A 19,978-nucleotide genomic window follows, 5' to 3' on the forward strand; every position below is an offset into this window, starting at 1 on the left:
GTTTTAAACATTTAACTAGCACTGTTTAAGTGCCTCGATAGCTCAGTCGGTAGAGCAGAGGATTGAAAATCCTCGTGTCCGTGGTTCGATTCCGCGTCGAGGCACCATTTATTAAAAGTTATCAATCTTTAAAATTGATAAAGTGCCTTAGCACACAGTTTAGTGTGCCGACTTAGCTCAGCTGGTAGAGCAACTGACTTGTAATCAGTAGGTCAACCGTTCGACTCGGTTAGTCGGCACCATTTATAAAGGTAGTTTGAAAAAGATGCTGACTTGTTATCAGTAGTCTGTTTAAGTTACCCGTCGACTCGGTTAGTCGGCACTATTTATTTAAATTAAGTGTTTTATACATTTAATTAGCACTGTTTAAGTGCCTCGATAGCTCAGTCGGTAGAGCAGAGGATTGAAAATCCTCGTGTCCGTGGTTCGATTCCGCGTCGAGGCACCATTTATATTAAAGCCCTGCATTTGCGGGGCTTTTTTGTATCTGAAGTTTATATAAGCTCGGTAGCGGTCTCAAACTACGTTCGATTACAAAATACATCCCTGTATTTTGCCCTACGGGCCATCCTTCGGATGTTAAAAATTGTTCCAGACAATTTTTTGCCGCGTCGAGGCACCATTTATATTAAAGCCCTGAATTTGCGAGGCTTTTTTTTGGAATATGCTAAACGAGTGGTTGGCAAGGAGATACCATCTATTTTAACATCTCAGCGGTGTTAATTTTTAACCTCTGAAAGTTCCTCATAAGTCCGTGCTTATACCAATCTGCATAAATATTTGAACAATCTAACGAATTAAATCACGGTATAATGTCGTTAAAAATTTTTGCCTAGTTATAGCGCAATCTTCTTGTCATTAAATAGACCCCATATCTACGCTGATTGGTATTACTACAAGCAACAGAGGCTTTTTATGGGCCTTAGATAAACTCTATTTCTTTTACCCCCAGTTCAACCCCCAAAACCTGCGATTTATCGTGACCTTTGTTTTATGTGTGTAATGTTATGTAAAGTCAGTTGAGCTATCTCACTGGCAGTGCTTGAATTACACTCATAAATAGAAGTAATTCAGGTTTTTATATGATTTGGCAATTTAAGCCGAGTTTAGTGGCGGTTAGTGTTTTACTACTCAGTGCATGCAGCAATCAGTTTAACCCTACTGAACGAGAGCAGGATATAGCAAATACCCCTGAGCAATGGCAACAAGCCAATGCTTCAGCATTAAAGGTTGAAGATAATTGGCTTCAGCAACTAGAACATCCGCACGTATTTGCATTAGTTGAGCAAGCGCTTGTAAATAACCAGCAAATTTTGCAATCAGGGTATGACGTTGCAATTAAACAACAGCAATTAATTGCATCGGGCGCGGCTTTGTGGCCGAGCTTAGATTTATCTATGCGTACCAGTCGAAGTAAAGATAATCGCCCTGTTAGCTATAACAATGCGAGTTCGGCAAACTTAACGCTTAGTTATGAAGTTGATTTATGGGGCAAACTTTCAGATGCACAGCGTCAGGCAAATCTGGACTTTTTAGCGCAGCAAGCAAGTTTTGAACAAACTAAGCAGCGTTTAGTCGGCGATGTTGTCAGTAGTTGGTTTAATGTTATAGCGGCACAAAAATTATTGGCGTTGTATCAACAACGAGAAAAAAACGCTGAGCAAAATCTAGCGATTATTGAGTCGGGTTATCGTCAAGGTTTAAATGATGCACTTGATGTTTATTTAACGCGTAACGAACTCAATACGGAGCGTTCTCGTATTGCCGGTCAACAAGCAACACTCAGTCAAGCAATTCGCACCTTAGAGCGCCTAACAGGGAGTTACCCAAGCGGTGCATTAAGTGTTGAGGCTGATTTACCTTTATTAAATAAATCTATCCCTTTAGGTTTACCTTCAGAGCTGATAACGCGTAAGCCGAGCTTGATGGCTAGCTGGTATCAGTTATTAAGTACAGACGCCAGTTTAGCCTATGCCCATAAACAGCGTTTTCCAAGTTTAGACCTTAGCGCTACTTTAGGGGATAGCACTGCGCGGGTGAGTGATTTGTTTTCGCCATCAAGTTTAGCATGGTCATTAGTAGGCAGTATTTCTATGCCGCTTTTTGATGCAGGTAGGCTCAGTGCTAATGAAGAAGCGGCGCGTTTATCTATGTTACGCCAAGAGCAAGTATACCTAGCGAGCTTATATGATGCATTTAACGAGGTTGAAACGGCTATTTCGCAAGAGCAATCTTTGCAAATACGTTACTTAGCTACGCTTAAAGCGCAAGAAAATGCGATTGCAGCTGAGCAACTTTCTTTTGAACAATATCAAAATGGTTTAGTAACTTATACCACAGTGCTTGATGCGCAAGACCGTTCTTTTGATGCGCAAAGCTCCGTGATTGAAATTAAGAGTCAATTAATCATAAACCGAATTAATCTCCATATTGCCCTTGGTGGCGATTTTTCACAGCCAACCAACGAATCAACTGAGCAATAATTATGAATATCAAAAAAACCAAAATTATTATCCCTGCGGCCATAATCGCAGCTACGGCCTTGTTAGTGATGTTTATTGGCTCAAATCCACCAGAGGCAAAGCGCTTTGGTTCACCACCTAAAGCTAAAATTAGCGTCACAGTGCAAGCGTTACAGCCTCAGCAGTATCAAGTGATGGTCGATAGCTTTGGGACTGTAAAACCGCGTACACAAAGTATTTTAGTGGCGCAAGCATCAGGGCAAATCATCGATAGTAGCGAACAATTTAGAGAAGGTGGTTTTTTTGAAAAAGGCGATGTACTTTTACAACTTGATGATAGAGATCACCGAGCAGAAGTAAAATCAGCCCAAGCCAACTTGCTAACAGCACAGCAAGGCTTTCAAGAAGAGCAAGCACGCAGTCGTCAAGCTATCGTTGACTGGCAGCGTTTAGGTAATGGCGAACAAGCAAGTGATTTAGTGCTACGCGAACCACAACTAGCAGCAGCTAAAGCACAAGTGCTTTCAGCGCAAGCACAACTTGAAAAAGCGAACTTAAATTTAGAGCGCACTAAAATAACAGCCCCTTATGCAGGGCGTGTGTTAAGCCGCAATGTGGATCTTGGTCAAGTCGTGAGTAACAACACACAATTGGCGACTATCTATGCCATCGACAGTGTTGAGATACGTCTACCAATTAAAAATAAAGACTTACCTTTTATTGATTTACCAGAGCAATTTAGAGATGGCATGAGCAGCGCTAGTGGCTCAGTCGTTGAATTTAGCTCTAACTTAGTTGGCGTACAAAAATGGCAAGGACAAGTTGCCAGGACTGAGGGCGCAATTGACGAAAATGCACAGCAACTTTATGTTGTTGCGCAAATTAACGATCCTTATAAAGCAACGACTCAAAATCAATACCCTATTAAAATTGGTCAATATATTAAAGCGCAAATCAGCGGCAAATTAGTTGCTGATGTATTAGTTATTCCAAACAGTGCCATTTATCAAGGCACGTATGTTTATATTGTTGAGCAAGGTGTACTACAGCGTAAAAATATTCGTTTAGCGTGGCAAAATGCTACGCAAGCAATTATTGCCGAGGGTTTAAAAAGTGGTGATAAGTTGGTGCTTACACCGCTTGGGCAAGTTAGCTCAGGCACTGGCGTTAAAGTCATTGGTGAAGATGAAAAAGAAAGCGAGAAACCTGCCCGTAAAAGACCCTCGCGTGAGCAGCTAGAAGCGATGGCCAAAAAACAAGGGATCACCGTAGAAGAACTTATACAAAAGCGCAAAGCAGCACGTCTGCAAGGAGATAAGGCATGATAGCTTGGTTTACTAAAAACCATGTTGCAGCAAACTTATTGCTCATTAGCATTGTTTTTGCAGGTTTATTTAGCCTTACCACACAAATACCATTAGAGGTTTTTCCATCATTTGAAACGGATCGTATTAGCGTTAGTGTCTCTTTACGAGGCTCAACCCCAGAAGACGTTGAACAAGGGGTAACAATCCGTATTGAGGAATCAGTACAAGACTTAGAGGGCATTAAACAAATCTCAAGTCGTTCGTCTGAAGGTTCAGCTTCAGTGAGCATTGAAGTTGATAGTGGCTACGATCCTCGAGAGCTATTGGCTGATATAAAAAGCCGAGTTGATGCAATTAATACCTTTCCTGCTGACGCTGAAAAACCAGTCGTCGCTTTAGCTCAGCGTAAGCGAGAAGTTATTGCCGTTACTGTTTCCAGTGATTACGGTGAAAAAGAAACGCGAGAATACGCTGAGCAGGTTCGCGATCAATTACTGCGTCTACCCAGTGTGACTCAAGTTGAACTCAGTGGCGTACGCGATTATGAGCTGGCCATTGAAGTAAGCCAAGATACACTGCGCCAGTATAGTTTGAGTCTCAGTGATATTTCACGGGCGATATCAAATTCAAGTACTGACATCTCTGCAGGAAATTTAAAAACAGAAGGGGGCGATGTGCTTATTCGCTCTAAAGGGCAGGCATATCGTAAAGATGAGTTTGCTCGTATTGCTGTTAAAAATCAAAAAGATGGCACAATTATTCGCTTAGGTGACATTGCAACTATCAGCGATGATTTTGAAGAAACTCCTGTACGTACACGTTTTAACGGTAAGCAAGCGGCTTTTATCGATGTCTATCGCATTGGCCCACAAAGCGCTATTACGGTTGCCGATGAAGTAAAAGAATACATCGAAGGTCAGCAAAATAAATTACCACAAGGGTTTGATTTAAGTTACTGGGATGATGACTCCGAGCTGGTTAAAAGCCGTATTGCCACACTAACCACCAATGCGTTGCAAGGCGGTATTTTGGTACTGGCATTATTGACGCTATTTTTACGACCTGCTATCGCTTTTTGGGTATTCATTGGCATACCCGTGTCATTTATGGGCGCATTTTTAGCCATGCCATTATTTGGTGTAACGCTCAATATTATGAGCTTATTTGGCTTTATCTTGGTGTTAGGGATCGTTGTTGATGATGCCATTGTTACCGGTGAGAATGTCTATACTCACCTGAAAACCGCAGAATCAGGAGAGCAGGCCGCTATTCTTGGTACTCAAGAAGTAGCAACCCCAGTCACGTTCGGTGTATTAACCACCGTTGCTGCATTTTTACCGCTGGCGTTTATTGAAGGTGGCCGAGGCGCACTGTTTGCTCAAATTCCAGTAGTGGTGATCCCGGTATTATTATTCTCACTGATTGAGTCTAAATTTGTACTACCCGCCCATTTAAAATATATAAAACTGCGCCACGAAAAAGGCGAGCCCTCTAAGTTTGATAAATTCCAACAGCGTTTTGCTGACGGGTTTGAGCTTGCAATTTTAAAGTATTATCAACCGTTATTAAATCTGGCTCTACGCCATAAACTTGCCACGGTAAGTTTATTTGTTGGGATTTTTTTGATTATTTTAACCATGATCACCAGTGGTTGGACTAAGTTTATTTTTTTCCCACGCATACCAAGTGAAACGGTACGCGTTAATTTAACATTGCCTACAGGTACTCCATTTGAAGTAACTAATAAGTACGTGATTGATATGTCTGATAAAGCTCGTCAATTACAAGACAAGTATCGTGATAAAGATAGTGGCGAAAGCGTTATTTTAAATATTTTAGCAACGACTGGTGGACGTGGCGGCGCTTCTAACTCAGGCAGTGTACGTTTTGAAATAACCCCTGCTGAAAAGCGCGATTCAGATATTGGCTCGCGAGAGCTTGCCAGCGAATGGCGTGAACTAATTGGTGTGATCCCAGGTGCTGAGAGTTTAACCTTTAGGGCTGAAATCGGCCGTAGTTCTGATCCAATTGATGTTCAGCTCACAGCAACTTCACTATCAACGCTACAAGAAGTGGCCGAGCATGTTAAAGCGCGTTTAGCGACTTACCCAACAGTGTTTGATATTGCTGATAGCATGTCAGATGGTAAAGAAGAGCTGCAAATTGAGCTAACTGAGCAGGGCTTAGCGCTGGGGTTAAATCGCGTTGATGTATCACAACAAGTGCGCAATTCATTTTTTGGTGCGCAAGCGCAGCGTATTCAGCGCGGTCGTGACGATGTGCGAGTTATGGTACGTTTACCCATTGACGAGCGTCGCTCGGTCGCTGATTTGAAAGATATCCTTATTAATGCCCCAACCGGTGGCACAGTACCGTTATCACATGTGGCAACGTTAGTTCCGGGGCAAAGTCCTTCGACGATTAACCGTATCGACCGTTACCGTACATTGAACGTGACTGCTGATATCGAAAAGAACAACACTAATATGACGGTGCTTCAAGCTGACTTAAAAGTGTTTCTGGATGAATTAGTACAACAATACCCAGGTGTTAGTCACTCTCTCGAAGGAGAAGCAAAAGAGCAACGAGAATCCTTTGGCTCGCTTGCATGGGCGCTGGTGTTTGTATTCTTTATTATTTATGGGTTATTAGCGATTCCATTCAAATCTTACTTACAGCCCCTTATAGTAATGAGTGTGATCCCATTTGGCATGATAGGTGCTGTTGTAGGGCATTGGATCATGGGCATGGATCTAACTATTATGAGTTTGCTAGGGATGCTGGCTTTGATCGGAGTTGTGGTCAATGACTCGCTGGTATTAGTTGATTTTATTAATAAAAAGCGCAGTGAAGGCGGTGAATTGCTGGAAGCTGTAAAAATGGCGGGAGCATCGCGTTTTCGCCCTGTTATGTTAACGAGTTTAACGACCTTTATCGGTTTAATGCCGCTATTGTTTGAAAAAGCCACCCAAGCGCAGTTTTTAATCCCAATGGCAGTCAGTCTTGGCTTTGGGATAATTTTTGCAACCTTTATCACTTTGTTATTAGTGCCTGTTAATTACCTATTGATGGAACGAGTGCAAGGCTGGTTTAAGTAGTTGCTAAGTTGATAACTTTAAATGCTTGCAGATTTTTAAGATCTGCAGGCATTTTTTTCAACTATTTTTTTCAGCTAAGGTAAACTGGATACAAAGCATTTAATTTCAAGGTCTCATAATGATTGAGTATCCAATAGATCAACTCCCCCAGCTTATCGATGAGCTTTTACAGTGTGATACCACAGAGCGTAAAAACAAGCTCTTAGCTGATGCTAAAGAAATTCTCTCAACCGAACATTTATCATTATTATTTGAGGCGTTACCAAAAGAGCAGCGTCTTGATATTTGGCAATTACTTGATGAAGACACTCAGCACGAAATATTTATAAACTTAGGTGCAGATAGTTGTCGTTGGTTGTTACAGAGCCTTGATGAAGCAGACGGTTTTAAGTTACTTGATGAAGTAAGTGTTGAAGAGCTGCTTGAGCTTGAGGAAGTGATCCCTGAGCGTTTTGTTGAATATGCACGTCGCCAATTAGATGAAGTACAAACAAGACAGTATGAATTAGCGCAACAATATTCACCAGAACAATTGGGCCATTGGCTTGATTTTGATTCCCTAAAAGTATCGGAAAAATTAACCGTAGGCGGGGCGAAAAAAATTCTGCAAAAGGGCCTGCCTCAATATACAGAGGTTATTTATTTAGTAAGTCGTAAAGGTACATTGATTGGCGAGGTGTCAGTAAATGCGCTACTCAAAGCACAGGATTCCGATTCGTTATTGAGCTTTGCCAATCATGATGTCACTTCGCTGCATGCAGACGATGACTTATATGAAGCGGCAGAAGTGGTGATCCACAGCGAAAAAATGGCAATGCCGGTTGTAAATGTCGATAATAAATTGCTGGGGCGATTAAAAGTTACCTCAGCGTATGGGTTACGCCAAGAAGTAACCGATGAAGCCGCTGCAAAAGCTGGTGGTTTACGCGAAGACGAAGACCTGTTTGCCAGTGTTCGTAAAAGTGCTAAAAACCGTGGCATTTGGCTAGGTATAAATTTAGCTACTGCATTTTTAGCATCATGGTTTATTGGTTTATTTGGCGCGACAATAGAGCAAGTTGTAGCGTTAGCTGTATTGATGCCAGTTGTCGCCTCCATGGGCGGAATTGCCGGTAGCCAAACTTTAACCGTAATCGTGCGGGGCCTAGCGCTGGGGCAGGTGACAGATTCAAACCGAAAAGCACTGCTTAAAAAAGAGCTTAGAGTTGGTGCTGTAAATGGTTGTGTTTGGGCTGTGGTTATTGGCTTGCTTACTTATTTATGGTTTGCAGATTTGATGCTTAGCATTACCATTACCGTGGCTATTTTACTTAACTTAATAGCAGCTTCTGTGTCTGGCGTTGTGATCCCGTCGATTCTGGATAAGATGAAAATCGATCCCGCTTTATCTGGTTCGGTTATTTTAACAACAGTGACTGATATTGTCGGTTTTGTGACTTTCTTAGGCTTAGGTAGTTTATTGTTACTTTAGTACTTTTGAATGCGAAATGTTTTAGTTATTTACTTGCAGCTAATTGATTTCATTTTTATTTCTGTTGTGTGAATCTTTCGTGAAGAACTGGTTGGCGTGTATCATCTAGTTCTTTTTTATCATAAAGTGCCTCTCTCGCAATGACGAGTTATATAATTAAAAAGGAGACATTCATGTCTAAGAAAGAAGCTAAAGCAGTAAATAAAGAAGTTAAATCAATTAAAAAAGAAATCAATGCGCGTAAAGAAAAAGTAGCAAAGCAAAAATCTAAAATTGGTAAGCTAAAAAAAGCACTTAAAAAAGTAGCTTAATTACCATGCAAGCAATACTGATGCTAACCTAGCATTAGTGAGGGTATATAAATCAATATACTTTAGATGCTTGGGCAGTTGCGGTTTAATCGCCGTAATTGCCAGCCTTTTACGTTTGTCACCTTCCAATATAAAACTCACCACAACAGTGTAAGTTAAAATTTTACCGATGATAATTAGTTTTAGTAGATTAATTATTCAGTAATATTTGTTAATAATTTTATGCAAATATGCTTTAATTGATGTATCACTTTTTCTGTATTAAGTACTTTTTTAGAACCAATGATAAAGACTTGCATTACTGTTGCTTTTTTTATGTGTATTATGCCCAAGCCAGCCTATTCATCTGAGCACTTTAGCGATCACGAGCAATACTGCCTAAACCAAGCAGCTGAAAATTGTTTAGAGTTAATATCAAACAACTTATTACAAGCACAACCAAAGTCTACAAATTGGTATAAATTAAAATCTTATCAGTTAGATTATTTCTACGATACGTTAAATTACAATCAAATAATTAAGCAAATCGAGCCGCTTATTGATGACGAAAGCTTACCATCGGTATTTAAATCACAACTCTACTTTTACTATGCAAAAGCGCTCAATGCCTCTGATAATAATGAATTAGCGCAAGTTTATGCAGATAAAGCGATAGCTAAACTAGAAGACATGTATCAAGCATTCGAAAATCCCTTACGGTTAGTTGAGCTGGCAAATTTGCACTATGTATTTGGTAATAAAGAGCTCGCTTATCAAATATTACTTAGTGTGGGTAATCGATACAGCAAAAGTCGTGATGCTATTTTTAATTTTGAGCTAAATTCAAATAAGGCAAATGTTTTACATGCATGGGGAGATTTTAACAAAGCAGCCAAATTTAGAAAGCTAGCGTTAGATTGGATAAGTAATAGCGACCATCAAACTAAAATAATTATTGCGCAAGGAAACCTCGCGCGGACTTATCAGCTTGCAGGTAAATATGAACTTGCAATAAATTATTACCTCGCGTCATTATCTTATATGGACGGTAAAGAAAGTAATGTTCATTATCCAATATATTTATTACGGTTAGCCGAGACTCATATGCAAATGGGCAATTTAGCCCTAGCCGTTGAGAATTTAAAACAAGTAAACAAACAAGGTTTAAAAGCAGGCCATTTGGCACTTTACACTAAGTTAGATAGCGCATTATCAAACGTTAAAATTAAATAGCAGTAAATACTTACCTCTCAAATACCATTTTCCTCCGTTTGAATTTACCAATATGGTATAGAGCAAAGTCGTGTCTAAATTAAAATTTTAAAGTCATCAAAACCAATCTTTTTGTAAAGCAAGCTTGACTTTGTATTGTTTTTACACAAGTATAGTAAAGTAAACTTTACTTTAACTTGATAGAGGTTCATATGTCTAAACAAACACACCTTACGCTCAATCAGCGTAATAAAATGAACACGGCATCTTTAGCTAAATGGACATTATTTTGGATGCTTTCATTAGCATTTGTATCATTTGGGCCAAACTTACTTTGGGAAGGAAATATAATTTTAAGTGTTATTGCTGTGGTTATTAATTTAGCCGTTGGTTTGATGATGATTTTAGCTAATAAGCGTCATTTACAAGGGTTAGATGAAATGCAGCAACGACTGCAACTCAATGCGATGGCAATTACACTCGGCGCTACTTTAATCGTTGGCTTAGCGTATTCATCACTTGATAATAGCGCTTTAATTCCTTTCACAGCTGATATATCTCATTTAGTGATTTTTATGGGCCTTACGTATTTTTTCACAACACTTTTTATGCATAAACAGTTAGGCTGTGGCGAGGAAGGTGAATGAAAAATCGTCTGAAAGTACTGCGGGCCGAGCGTAACTACACACAAGCCAAATTAGCTGAATTACTCGATGTTTCAAGGCAAACTATTAATGCAATTGAAAAAGGCAAATTTGATCCTAGCTTACCTTTAGCATTTAAGGCTGCTCGATTATTCAATTTAAAAATTGAGGATATTTTTGAAGATGAGGAATACTAAAAACGATCACCAAGGAGTTGTTTTAAAGTAATTATCTAAGTGATCAATAAGTGCCCTGATAGCCGGTGATAAATGCTTTCGAGAGCTATACAGGGCATAAATATTTAGTTCATCAGGTTGCCAATCTGGCAGTATATGTATTAATTCGCCACGCGCAATATAACTATTTACTAAATAGGTTGGTAAAACCGTTACTCCAAATCCATTTAATACCGCACTTAGTAATGAGGTTGCTTCATTAGCACAAAGACGACTGTTTAAACTAATTGACTCAAACATTTCTTTTTTACGTAAATGTAAGATATGGTTTGCAAAGTGTTTGTGCGCTAAATAATCATGATTGACTAAGTCGTTAGGTTGATTGATATCAGCGTTATTATGAATGTAATCAACTGAGGCGACAATCGCTGACTTGCAAACGCCAATGGGCTTACCTATTAATGATGGATCGGGGTTTGCGGCAATTCTAATTGCTAAATCAATTTGTTTTTCAGTGAGGTTCGCTGCGACGTCACTCAGGTCAAGTTCAATGTTGATCAGTGGGTTTTGTTGTATAAAAGGTTTTATTGCAGGTATAAGCTGTGATTGGCTAAAAGATACGCTGGTTGCAACGCGAATAGTGCCTGACAATGCAGCTTTAGGCAGTGCGATTGTACTAAGATGCTCACCTTGTTCAAGCCACTGTTGGATGTTTATTAAATAGGCTTCGCCCGCAGTAGTTAATGAAACCTTGCGAGTTGTACGGTGTAATAAGCGTGTTTTTAGCCAATTTTCCATCGTTTCTATATAACGGCTTACCATCGCGCGCGACATATTCAAGCGATCAGCTGTAGCTGAAAAACTACCTGAATGGGCAACATCTATAAATACTTTTGCAGCGATTAACCTATCCATCAATTAGCTCTATTTTTGAAATAATGATGCTTAGTATTGTGCGTATATCTGAGTTAATCAATCCTTTATTATTCTCACATCGAAATAATTATTGGAATTGAAATGAAAAAAATACTTTTAATCGCATCGTTGTTATTTACAAGTTACCACACGAATGCTGCACAGGAATCGTCATTAAAACTGGATGTTTATAACGCTGATAGTAATAGCTTTACTGTAAACGCAACTGTGCTTTATTCAGACACAGAAGCGGTTGTTGTAGATACGGGGTTTACAAAAGCAGATGCACTAAGAATTGCAGCAAAAGTATATGATTCAGGTAAGCAATTAACGACCATTTTTATAAGCCAAGCTGATCCAGATTATTATTTTGGGGCGGAAGTATTGCATGAGTTATTCCCAAATGCGCAAATTATTACAACACCGGCAGTTGGAGAGGTAATCGCGAAGAAACGAGATAAAAAAGTTGCGTTTTGGGGGCCTAAAATGGGCTTGAATGCGCCAGTAAAACCAATTATACCAGCGACATTTAAAGGCACTAAAATTAGTGTTGGTCAGCATATCATTGAAATAAAAATACACGATGGGGTACTTGCGCATCGGCCTTACCTTTGGATCCCAGAAACTAAAACAATTTTAGGTAATGTCGCGATTTCTGCGGGACACCATGTTTGGATGGCAGACACGCAAACACCAGGTAGTGTAAATGCATGGCTAGAGCAACTTAATCAAATGAAGGCACTGCAACCACTAATGGTTATTCCTGGTCATATGGAAGCCGGTACAGCATTAGATGACAGTGCAATTGATTTTACAATTGATTACATTAAAGCGTTCATCAAAGCCAAAGCACAAAGTACAAATAGCAGTGAGTTGATCGCAAAAATGGCGGCGCTTTATCCACACTTTAAAGATACTTCAAGTTTAGAGTTAGGTGCGAAAGTACATATGGGCGAAATGCCTTGGTAATTTGAGTCTTGTTAAAGTGATCTTTTATGTGCAAAAGAGGGTATTGTGCTCTTTGTGCAAAAATATCGAATAATGGTATAAAGACCATTATCAAAAACAATAAGACGGAGTTGAATAGATGAAAAAGTTAGTGGGAATAGTATCCCTGTTAGCCATTTTATTAGTGGTTTTACCGGGGCCATTATATAAATGGGGGATTGTTGAGCTTGGCACTGCATTTGCAGGCATCCGCTTTGGGGTATATGCAGGAGCTGCAGCCTTAATTTTATTGATTGTTCAACTCATTTTTATGCGTAAAAATACACATTGGCCAATGGCTGGTATTAGCGCTATTTTTGCTGTGATAGCTATAGCGCTGCCTTTAAGCTTGATGAACAAAGCGAAAAGTGTGCCACCCATTCATGACATTTCAACAGATGTAGTAGCCCCGCCTCCATTTGTTAAAATTGCTGAGTTACGTGCTGATGCACCAAATCCGATAGAATACAGCGGGGCAGAAACAGCTGCCGCACAGTTAAAAGCATACCCTGAATTAGTAACGCTTAAGTACGCTAATAGTAAAAATGATGTTTTCATTGCCGCAAAAGAAGTGGTTAATCAGTTTGGTTGGGAGCTAGTTAATGCGGATGCGTCGCAAGGTATTATTGAAGCGACTGACACTACTGCTTGGTTTGGTTTTAAAGATGATGTGGTTATTCGAATTAAGTCATTAGAAACAGTAACACTTGTTGATATTCGTAGTAAATCACGAGTAGGTAAAAGTGATTTAGGTAAAAATGCGCAACGAATAAACGATTTTATAAAGCAAATTAATCAAAGTTTAAGCGCTATTTAATCGCTTTTAGAATTTAACAATGCCCCTAAAGGGGCTTTGTTAATTAGGGCGTGTTGACCTTTGTGGATTGAAATTTGTTCAATCTAGGGGCGATTTAATCGTGGCGCGAGGTTTGTATGTTGTGATTCAATAAAAATTGAGCAAAACTTCCGCGTCCTGCTCATGCCCCTTATTTAGATCCGTGTAGGTAACAAAGAGTTAATCACCCCAAGGAAAAACCCTTCGGGCAGCGCATGTTTGTAATTTATACTGCGTTATCGCCTATTTATGGGGATCAACCACAGACCATAGGCGCTGCCTTGCCTAAATACCAAATAGACTGCTGCAAAATGAATCACGAAAGGTCAACACATCCTAACCAGAGTTTAGGTTACTTAAGCTGGTGCTATGCCTTGCGATGATTTAAATAACCAATTTGGATCATATTGCAGCTTTACTTGCTTTAATTTAAGTAAGTTCTCACCAAAATAGGCTGACTGCGGATCATTTATGAGAGGGTCTAAGTAATTAACGTATGCGCCGCCAGAGCTCCACGGCGACATAATTTGGCGAAAACTATTCTCCCATTTTTGAGCTGCATCAATTGTATTGTCTGACGCTGAAAGTGGCAGAGCGGTATAATACTCAGCACTTACGCGGGCATTACGATGGACAAATGCGGTTTCATTTGGCTCAAACTGGCTTATTTTACCTCCCATAAGGTTAAAGATAATCATCCCTCGGTTACCTTCAAGGATGCTTTTCTCAATATATTCTTTAAGCGTATTAATGCCTGCGGGTGGTATTTCTTTATCAAAAAAATCAGAACTGGCTGCAAAAGCACTGCGTGACATTCTACCGCCCTCAAACTGTGTCGCTAAGTGGCAAGCGGTCGCTGACGCGCTACAAGTACCTAACATGACGTCTCGATAGGGTGCGGTGGTTACAGTGTTAGAGCTTGGCGTTGCATCAATGCTGTGCATAAAGTCTTGCCAATATGGTGTTGCGTCTGTGGCAGAATTTACGCAAAATGCACGAACATTGACTCTGGAGGTGCCATTACTCCAATCAGGTAAACATTGCCCCCACATTTCATCAGGCCAAAGATCAGGTAATGCCTGCCAACTTGCCATCACTTTCTCAAAATCAGCGAATGAAAAGTTTGCTTCAAAAACGGTAATGTCACTGGTTGCGTGGGTTTTAAACGTAAATGAAGTCACGACACCAAAATTCCCGCCGCCACCTCCGCACAGTGCCCAAAATAAATCGCTATGCTGGTTTTTATCACAGGTTAACTTTTCACCTTGCGCACTAATAATATCAACGGCAACTAAACTATCGCATGTTAACCCATAAGCACGACCAACAACGCCAAATCCACCGCCGAGCGTAAGGCCTGCGATACCTACACTTAAACAGCTGCCAAGTGCAACGGCAACATTATTCTCGGTGAGTTTATCGTAAACATCTGTAAGTCGAGCGCCAGCACCAATTGTTGCAGTGTTTGCAGTTATAGAAATGGAGTCCATAGGGGTTACATCAATCACTAACCCTTGGGTTGTTGAGTTACCTATGTAGCTATGGCTCCCGCAGCGAGAGGTAACATGCATAGAGTGTTGCTTGGTAAATGACAAGGCGGTGATCACATCCTGTTCATTAGCACAGCGGGCAATAGCTTGTGGGTAAATATGATCGTAGCGAGTATTAAACACCAATCGTGCGGTTGGGTATGTACTGTTATCTGTGGGCAAAATTAACTGTCCATCAAGGCTGCTTTTTAACTCCTCCCATTGGCTTTTTGTCAGTACGCTCTCAACAGGAGGCGTAACGGGTTGAATACCAATAACAGGTGCTTGCTTTGAGTTTGACGAACCACCACAGGCGGTTAAGAAAAAAGAGGCGGCTGAAAATCCCATAAACTGACGACGATCCATGTGAAACCTATTATTATTTTTTAGTGTATTAACTGTACCTCAAATGTTTGAAAAATAACCTTGCAGGACGATGAAAAATACTCACGTTAGGCATATACACGGAGCCATATAAAATAGTAGTAAGTCAGCTACATATAATTCATTTGGTTGTATGGAAAAGTTTGCCGAGTAAAGCAGTTATAAGTAAGAGTGAAATTTTATTGTAAGAGAGCTTAAATCTAACCTATTAGAAAGCCCAATCTACTTGTTGGTAATTGGGCTTAATAATTCGATTTCTAAGTTAAAAATTAAGGGTTTAAACTTGCAGCTAAAAAGTCTGCCATTTTAGTGTAAAAATCGATACGGTTTTTTTGCTTGTGATAGCCATGTCCTTCATCCCTGACCATTGATTCATAAGGGTAATCTATTTCATCAAGGGCATTAGTAAGAGCCTCATATTGTTCTATTGGGACGCGGACATCATCAGCTCCATGAGCTATGAATAGCTTTGCTTTGATTTTAGCTACATTAAATGCGGGAGAGCGACGTTTTTGATCTGTTTCGTTTTCACCATGAACCATTTTAAGAAATTTTTTACCTGATTCACTTTCTGATGTATCGCCACTTTTAAACATTTCAGGGAGGGAATATACACCTACATAACCAATAGCGCATTTGTACAGATCCGGCTCTCTCACCACTCCCATAAGCGCAGCATACCCACCATAACTACCACCATATATGCAAAGTTTATCTTTGTTTACTATACCTTGATCAATAGCCCACAGAGTTGCATCCGTAACATCATCCTGCATTTCATGGCCCCATTTAATGAATCCACTTTTAAGAAATTCCTTCCCATAACCACCAGAACCTCTAAAGTTCACTTGTATCACAGCATAGCCTAAACTAGCGATGTATTGAGCTTCTGAATTAAAACCCCAAAAATCTCTAACTCCATGAGGGCCACCATGAACCATTACAACACCCGGTAGTTGTTTTTCACCTTTTCCAACCGGTAATGTCAAATACCCATGAAGAGTTATCCCATCGCGAGCTGATATAGTAAAAGGTTCAACCGTTGATAATATGCTCTTATCTACTTTATTATTGCTTGATGCTATGTAAGATGCTTTTTTAGAATTAATATCGTAGAGGTAAAACTCATTTGGTGTTTTGTCTGCTGATATTTTAAATACCGCTAGGTTACTTTTAATTGAATGGCTGGTAAATGTGAGCCTATAAGCATTAAATGTATCACTTAATTTTTTTAATGTTTTAGCTTCTTTACCTTCGTTGAAATAAAAATATTTTGGGTAATTAGGATCATACGTTACGCCTATAACATCACCTTGTGGTCCATAGATGGCAGTATCAATATCAACATTTTTGTTAGATATGACTATTTTTAACTTTTTTGTAATTAGATTAAAAGAAAAAACCGCTGATTTTTCACGTTTGGAGTCATTTATTAAATAAGCAATATTACCTTTTTTGTTCATTCCTAAAAAACTTAAACTATCTCCTGGCTTATAGCTTAAGCTGTTTAGATTTAGTTGTTGCCAATCACTAGAAGGTTTTTCTTTAAAGTAAATGCTAACTTCACCTTCTCCTAATTTATCATCATCATCTTCTTCGTATTTGAATGCAATACGAGGGTTACCTTTTACATCAGCAATCATGCCAAAAACATCTTGTTTTGGTTGATCTGCAAGGTAATTTAATTCACCCGTGTACACATTAACTTTGTGTAATTTAACTGCGAATTCATCTTTAAAATGTTGTTTTGTAATTAATATATGATCATCGTCATCGGGTAATAAACTTATTATTCTTATAATAGACGTTTGTGAAGCTAGTATTTCACGACGTTTTTTACCATCAAAATTAGAAGCTACATAAAATGCTGCTCCTCCTTTAGTATCTAAGTAACCAACAGTTTTCTGAACTGACATTATAAATCTTTCATTATTTACCCAAGTGACATTTTTAATTTTTTTATAGTCACCAAAAGCAAAGCTAGACATTACTTTATTAGTTTCTCTGTTGAGTATGACTAGTTTAACTTCTGTGCCTTCAGAGTAGGTGATAGAGTAATATTCACCTGATGGGGATATTTTAACTTGATTATAGCCACCCGATGAAAAAAAATCCTCAAGGCTATTTTTTGCGTCGGTAGATGAGCTAAATAGAATGACCGCCAAAAATAGCAATTTAAAAAGTTGCATGTACTTCCCTCTTACATTGGTTATTTTGTTTAATTAATTATTGGAATTTATTTTTATTTATAATAACAGGATAAATATAGTTGTTGAATGGTGTTTTGTTAATTCGATGTGTTTTTTTTGGTGCGACAATTTGTCGCGTGTTCAGTGTATTCACCAGAGTATATACTTTAGGCATCTTAAACCTGTTGTAATTAAAGAATAAAATGAACAGTCACTTTTCACTTTCTAACTCGCAATGTGTACTTTCACCTGTTGCATTGAGCATCGTAATGTTACTTTCGCCTTTTGCCATCGCCGATGAATCAATCGAAGTTATTGAAGTGCACGGGCAAAACCCCAATAAGCACGAAATGCTAGGTTCAGCTGAGCAGTTGTTAAGTGAACTCGGTGTTAATTTTTCTGCGGCTGGAGGCGTATCTAGCCTACCAATTTTAAATGGCATGATGGGTGATCGCGTAAAAGTCATTGTAGATGGCGCTGATATTACAGCAGCTTGCGGCAATCAAATGAATCCGCCTTTGTCTTACATATCAGCGAATCAAGTATCGTCGTATAGTGTTATTGCAGGGATCTCACCGGTAAGTGCTGGTGGCGATAATATAGCGGGTGTGATTAAAGTGAATTCAATTGCACCACAGTACAGCGAAGTAGCAGAGCTTGATTGGCACTCAGGGTATGTATCAGCCCAGTATCGTAGTATTAATCATGCAAAAGCCGTGGGTGTAGGCGCACGCTTGGCCAGCGATAGCTTTACATTAAGTTATCAAGGCGCATTTGAGGATGCTGATAGTTATGACGATGGTCGTGGCGACTTAGTACTTGATACGCTATATCGCGTTCAAAATCATGCATTAACAGGCGCGATTCGTGATGAAAAACAGCAGTTTGTAATTAAACTAACGCATCAAAAAATACCGTTTCAGGGCTTTGCAAATCAATATATGGATATGACCGATAACACCAGTTACGGTTTTATCTCGCAATATAGTCGCATAATTGACCGTGGTGAGTTTCAGGCTCAGGTTAATTTTAATGATGTGAAACATAAAATGGGATTTTTTACCCCAGAAAAAACCGGCATGATGCCAATGAATACGGACGCGCAAGATATTAGCTATCAACTTAACTGGCGTTTGGACTTTGATGCAGATACTCAGTTGTTGCTAGGTCAAGAATACTATGGGTATCGCATTGATGATTGGTGGCCAGCAGTACAAGGCTCAATGATGATGGGACCAAATGACTATGTGAATATAAACGACGGTAAGCGCGATCGTATTACTGGCTTTGCTGAATTACAAAAACAGCTAAATAAAAAGTGGTGGGTATCAGCTGGGGCGCGTATTGAGCATGTAACAACAAACGCAGGAGAAGTACAAGGTTACACTGAGACAAAGATGGGCGGTGGTATGCATGAAAATATGGAGAATATGCCATCCATGGAGGGGATGCATGCAATGGGAAAAAGTAATGAGACAGCCGCGGCAGAATTTAATGCCCTTGATCGCAAACGTACTGATACATTAGTTGATGCCAGCTTATTGCTGCGTTACCAAGTTGGTGCAAACGATGAATTACAACTTGGCCTAGCACGTAAAAACCGTGCGCCTAATTTATATGAGCGTTACAGTTGGGGGGTTAGTACAATGTCAACCAGTATGATCGGCTGGTTTGGTGACGGCAATGGCTATATAGGCAACCCTGACTTAGAAGCCGAAACTGCCTACACATTAAGTGCAAGTTATACTAAATCAGCAGCCGATGAATCATGGCAAATAACAACGAATGCTTGGCGCAGCAAAGTAGATGATTATATTGACGGCACAGTGGTTGATAGCTTTAACCGTACAGATATGGCCTCAACTAAGCGTAATATTTTAAAGTTTTCAAACATTGACGCGACATTGTACGGCGTAAAGGTTGATGCGGCGCTGCGTATTTTTGAAAGTAAACACGCAGGGTTATGGTTGTTAAAAGCAGGAGTTACAGCAACACATGGTGAACGTGATGACAGCGATGAGTCGTTATATCAAATAATGCCATTGCATAGCAAAATAGCTATTGAGCAACAAGTAGGTAAATGGCAAAGTGCTTTAAGTTGGGAATGGGTTGATAGTAAAACGCGGGTTGACGCGCGCCGCTTTGAAAATAAAACCTATAGCTATAGCTTACTTAATATAGAAACCAAAGCAACATGGGACAAGCTGACGGTTAAGTTGGCAGTCACTAATTTACTTGATGAATACTATCAGCTGCCACTGGGTGGGGTGAGTATTGCTCAATACAAAAAAGACATGACCGTAGGCTTTAATCAACTAGCAGGGCAAGGGCGCTCAGTTAATTTAGGGATGAGTTATGCGTTTTAGTAAATAAAAAGGTAACTAAGCTTTAAAGGCCAAACTATTTGGCCTTTTTACATCAACTCATCACTAAACTTAACTCATCACAAAACTTGATACAGCTAAAAATACGATTCTCG

The 19,978-nt window shown here is 39.6% G+C and carries 14 protein-coding genes and 3 tRNA genes; 14 read left to right on the top strand and 3 right to left on the bottom strand.

Going from position 1 to position 19,978, the window contains the following annotated elements:
* Positions 1 to 31: 31 nt before the first annotated feature.
* From HH219_RS19810 to HH219_RS19860, 11 genes are all read left to right on the top strand, one after another.
* Positions 32 to 107 (top strand) — tRNA-Phe (locus tag HH219_RS19810).
* Positions 108 to 166: 59 nt separating this feature from the next.
* Positions 167 to 242: transfer RNA gene (locus tag HH219_RS19815), tRNA-Thr, on the top strand.
* A gap of 130 nt (positions 243 to 372) precedes the next feature.
* Positions 373 to 448, top strand: a tRNA-Phe gene (locus HH219_RS19820).
* 634 nt (positions 449 to 1,082) lie between these two features.
* Complete coding sequence (locus HH219_RS19825; protein ID WP_169328419.1) at positions 1,083 to 2,483, top strand: TolC family protein; 1,401 nt, start codon at positions 1,083 to 1,085, stop codon at positions 2,481 to 2,483.
* A 2-nt stretch (positions 2,484 to 2,485) separates the two neighbouring features.
* The gene (locus tag HH219_RS19830; RefSeq protein WP_169328420.1) at positions 2,486 to 3,787 is read left to right on the top strand and encodes an efflux RND transporter periplasmic adaptor subunit; all 1,302 of its coding nucleotides are present in this window, start codon (positions 2,486 to 2,488) and stop codon (positions 3,785 to 3,787) included.
* Entirely contained in the window at positions 3,784 to 6,867 is a 3,084-nt protein-coding gene (locus tag HH219_RS19835) for an efflux RND transporter permease subunit (RefSeq protein WP_169328421.1), read from the top strand. Before HH219_RS19830 ends, HH219_RS19835 begins: the two co-directional genes overlap by 4 nt.
* A 118-nt stretch (positions 6,868 to 6,985) precedes the next feature.
* The gene (locus tag HH219_RS19840) at positions 6,986 to 8,338 is read left to right on the top strand and encodes a magnesium transporter (RefSeq protein ID WP_169328422.1); all 1,353 of its coding nucleotides are present in this window, start codon (positions 6,986 to 6,988) and stop codon (positions 8,336 to 8,338) included.
* Between the two features lie 173 nt (positions 8,339 to 8,511).
* Complete coding sequence (locus tag HH219_RS19845) at positions 8,512 to 8,649, top strand: hypothetical protein (RefSeq protein WP_167349699.1); 138 nt, start codon at positions 8,512 to 8,514, stop codon at positions 8,647 to 8,649.
* Between the two features lie 324 nt (positions 8,650 to 8,973).
* Positions 8,974 to 9,861, top strand: a complete 888-nt coding sequence (locus HH219_RS19850) for a tetratricopeptide repeat protein (RefSeq protein ID WP_169328423.1) — start codon at positions 8,974 to 8,976, stop codon at positions 9,859 to 9,861.
* A gap of 191 nt (positions 9,862 to 10,052) precedes the next feature.
* On the top strand, positions 10,053 to 10,487 hold the full coding sequence (locus HH219_RS19855) for a hypothetical protein (RefSeq protein WP_054206740.1): 435 nt from the start codon (positions 10,053 to 10,055) through the stop codon (positions 10,485 to 10,487).
* Positions 10,484 to 10,681 carry a helix-turn-helix transcriptional regulator gene (locus tag HH219_RS19860; RefSeq protein WP_054206741.1) on the top strand — a complete coding sequence of 66 codons (198 nt, stop codon included), beginning with the start codon at positions 10,484 to 10,486 and terminating at the stop codon, positions 10,679 to 10,681. The genes HH219_RS19855 and HH219_RS19860 overlap by 4 nt, the downstream gene beginning before the upstream one ends.
* Before the next feature lie 6 nt (positions 10,682 to 10,687).
* On the opposite strand, the gene HH219_RS19865 is transcribed toward HH219_RS19860, so the two are convergent.
* Positions 10,688 to 11,575 (bottom strand): LysR family transcriptional regulator, encoded by an 888-nt coding sequence (locus HH219_RS19865; RefSeq protein WP_169328424.1) that lies wholly within the window; start codon positions 11,573 to 11,575, stop codon positions 10,688 to 10,690.
* Between the two features lie 102 nt (positions 11,576 to 11,677).
* On the opposite strand from HH219_RS19865, the gene HH219_RS19870 reads away from it, so the two are divergent.
* A complete protein-coding gene (locus HH219_RS19870; protein ID WP_169328425.1) occupies positions 11,678 to 12,544 on the top strand; it encodes an MBL fold metallo-hydrolase in 867 nt (288 codons plus the stop codon).
* A gap of 118 nt (positions 12,545 to 12,662) precedes the next feature.
* The gene (locus HH219_RS19875) at positions 12,663 to 13,379 is read left to right on the top strand and encodes a DUF1499 domain-containing protein (RefSeq protein WP_169328426.1); all 717 of its coding nucleotides are present in this window, start codon (positions 12,663 to 12,665) and stop codon (positions 13,377 to 13,379) included.
* A gap of 374 nt (positions 13,380 to 13,753) precedes the next feature.
* On the opposite strand, the gene HH219_RS19880 is transcribed toward HH219_RS19875, so the two are convergent.
* Positions 13,754 to 15,292, bottom strand: a complete 1,539-nt coding sequence (locus tag HH219_RS19880; protein ID WP_169328427.1) for an FAD-binding oxidoreductase — start codon at positions 15,290 to 15,292, stop codon at positions 13,754 to 13,756.
* Between the two features lie 287 nt (positions 15,293 to 15,579).
* On the bottom strand, positions 15,580 to 17,499 hold the full coding sequence (locus tag HH219_RS19885; protein WP_169328428.1) for a prolyl oligopeptidase family serine peptidase: 1,920 nt from the start codon (positions 17,497 to 17,499) through the stop codon (positions 15,580 to 15,582).
* A 203-nt stretch (positions 17,500 to 17,702) separates the two neighbouring features.
* Here HH219_RS19885 and HH219_RS19890 point away from each other — a divergent pair, with 203 nt between their 5' ends.
* Complete coding sequence (locus tag HH219_RS19890) at positions 17,703 to 19,865, top strand: TonB-dependent receptor (RefSeq protein ID WP_169328429.1); 2,163 nt, start codon at positions 17,703 to 17,705, stop codon at positions 19,863 to 19,865.
* Positions 19,866 to 19,978 lie beyond the last annotated feature (113 nt).

The sequence above is a fragment of the Pseudoalteromonas sp. NEC-BIFX-2020_015 genome, assembly GCF_012952265.1.
Classification (GTDB): domain Bacteria; phylum Pseudomonadota; class Gammaproteobacteria; order Enterobacterales; family Alteromonadaceae; genus Pseudoalteromonas; species Pseudoalteromonas neustonica.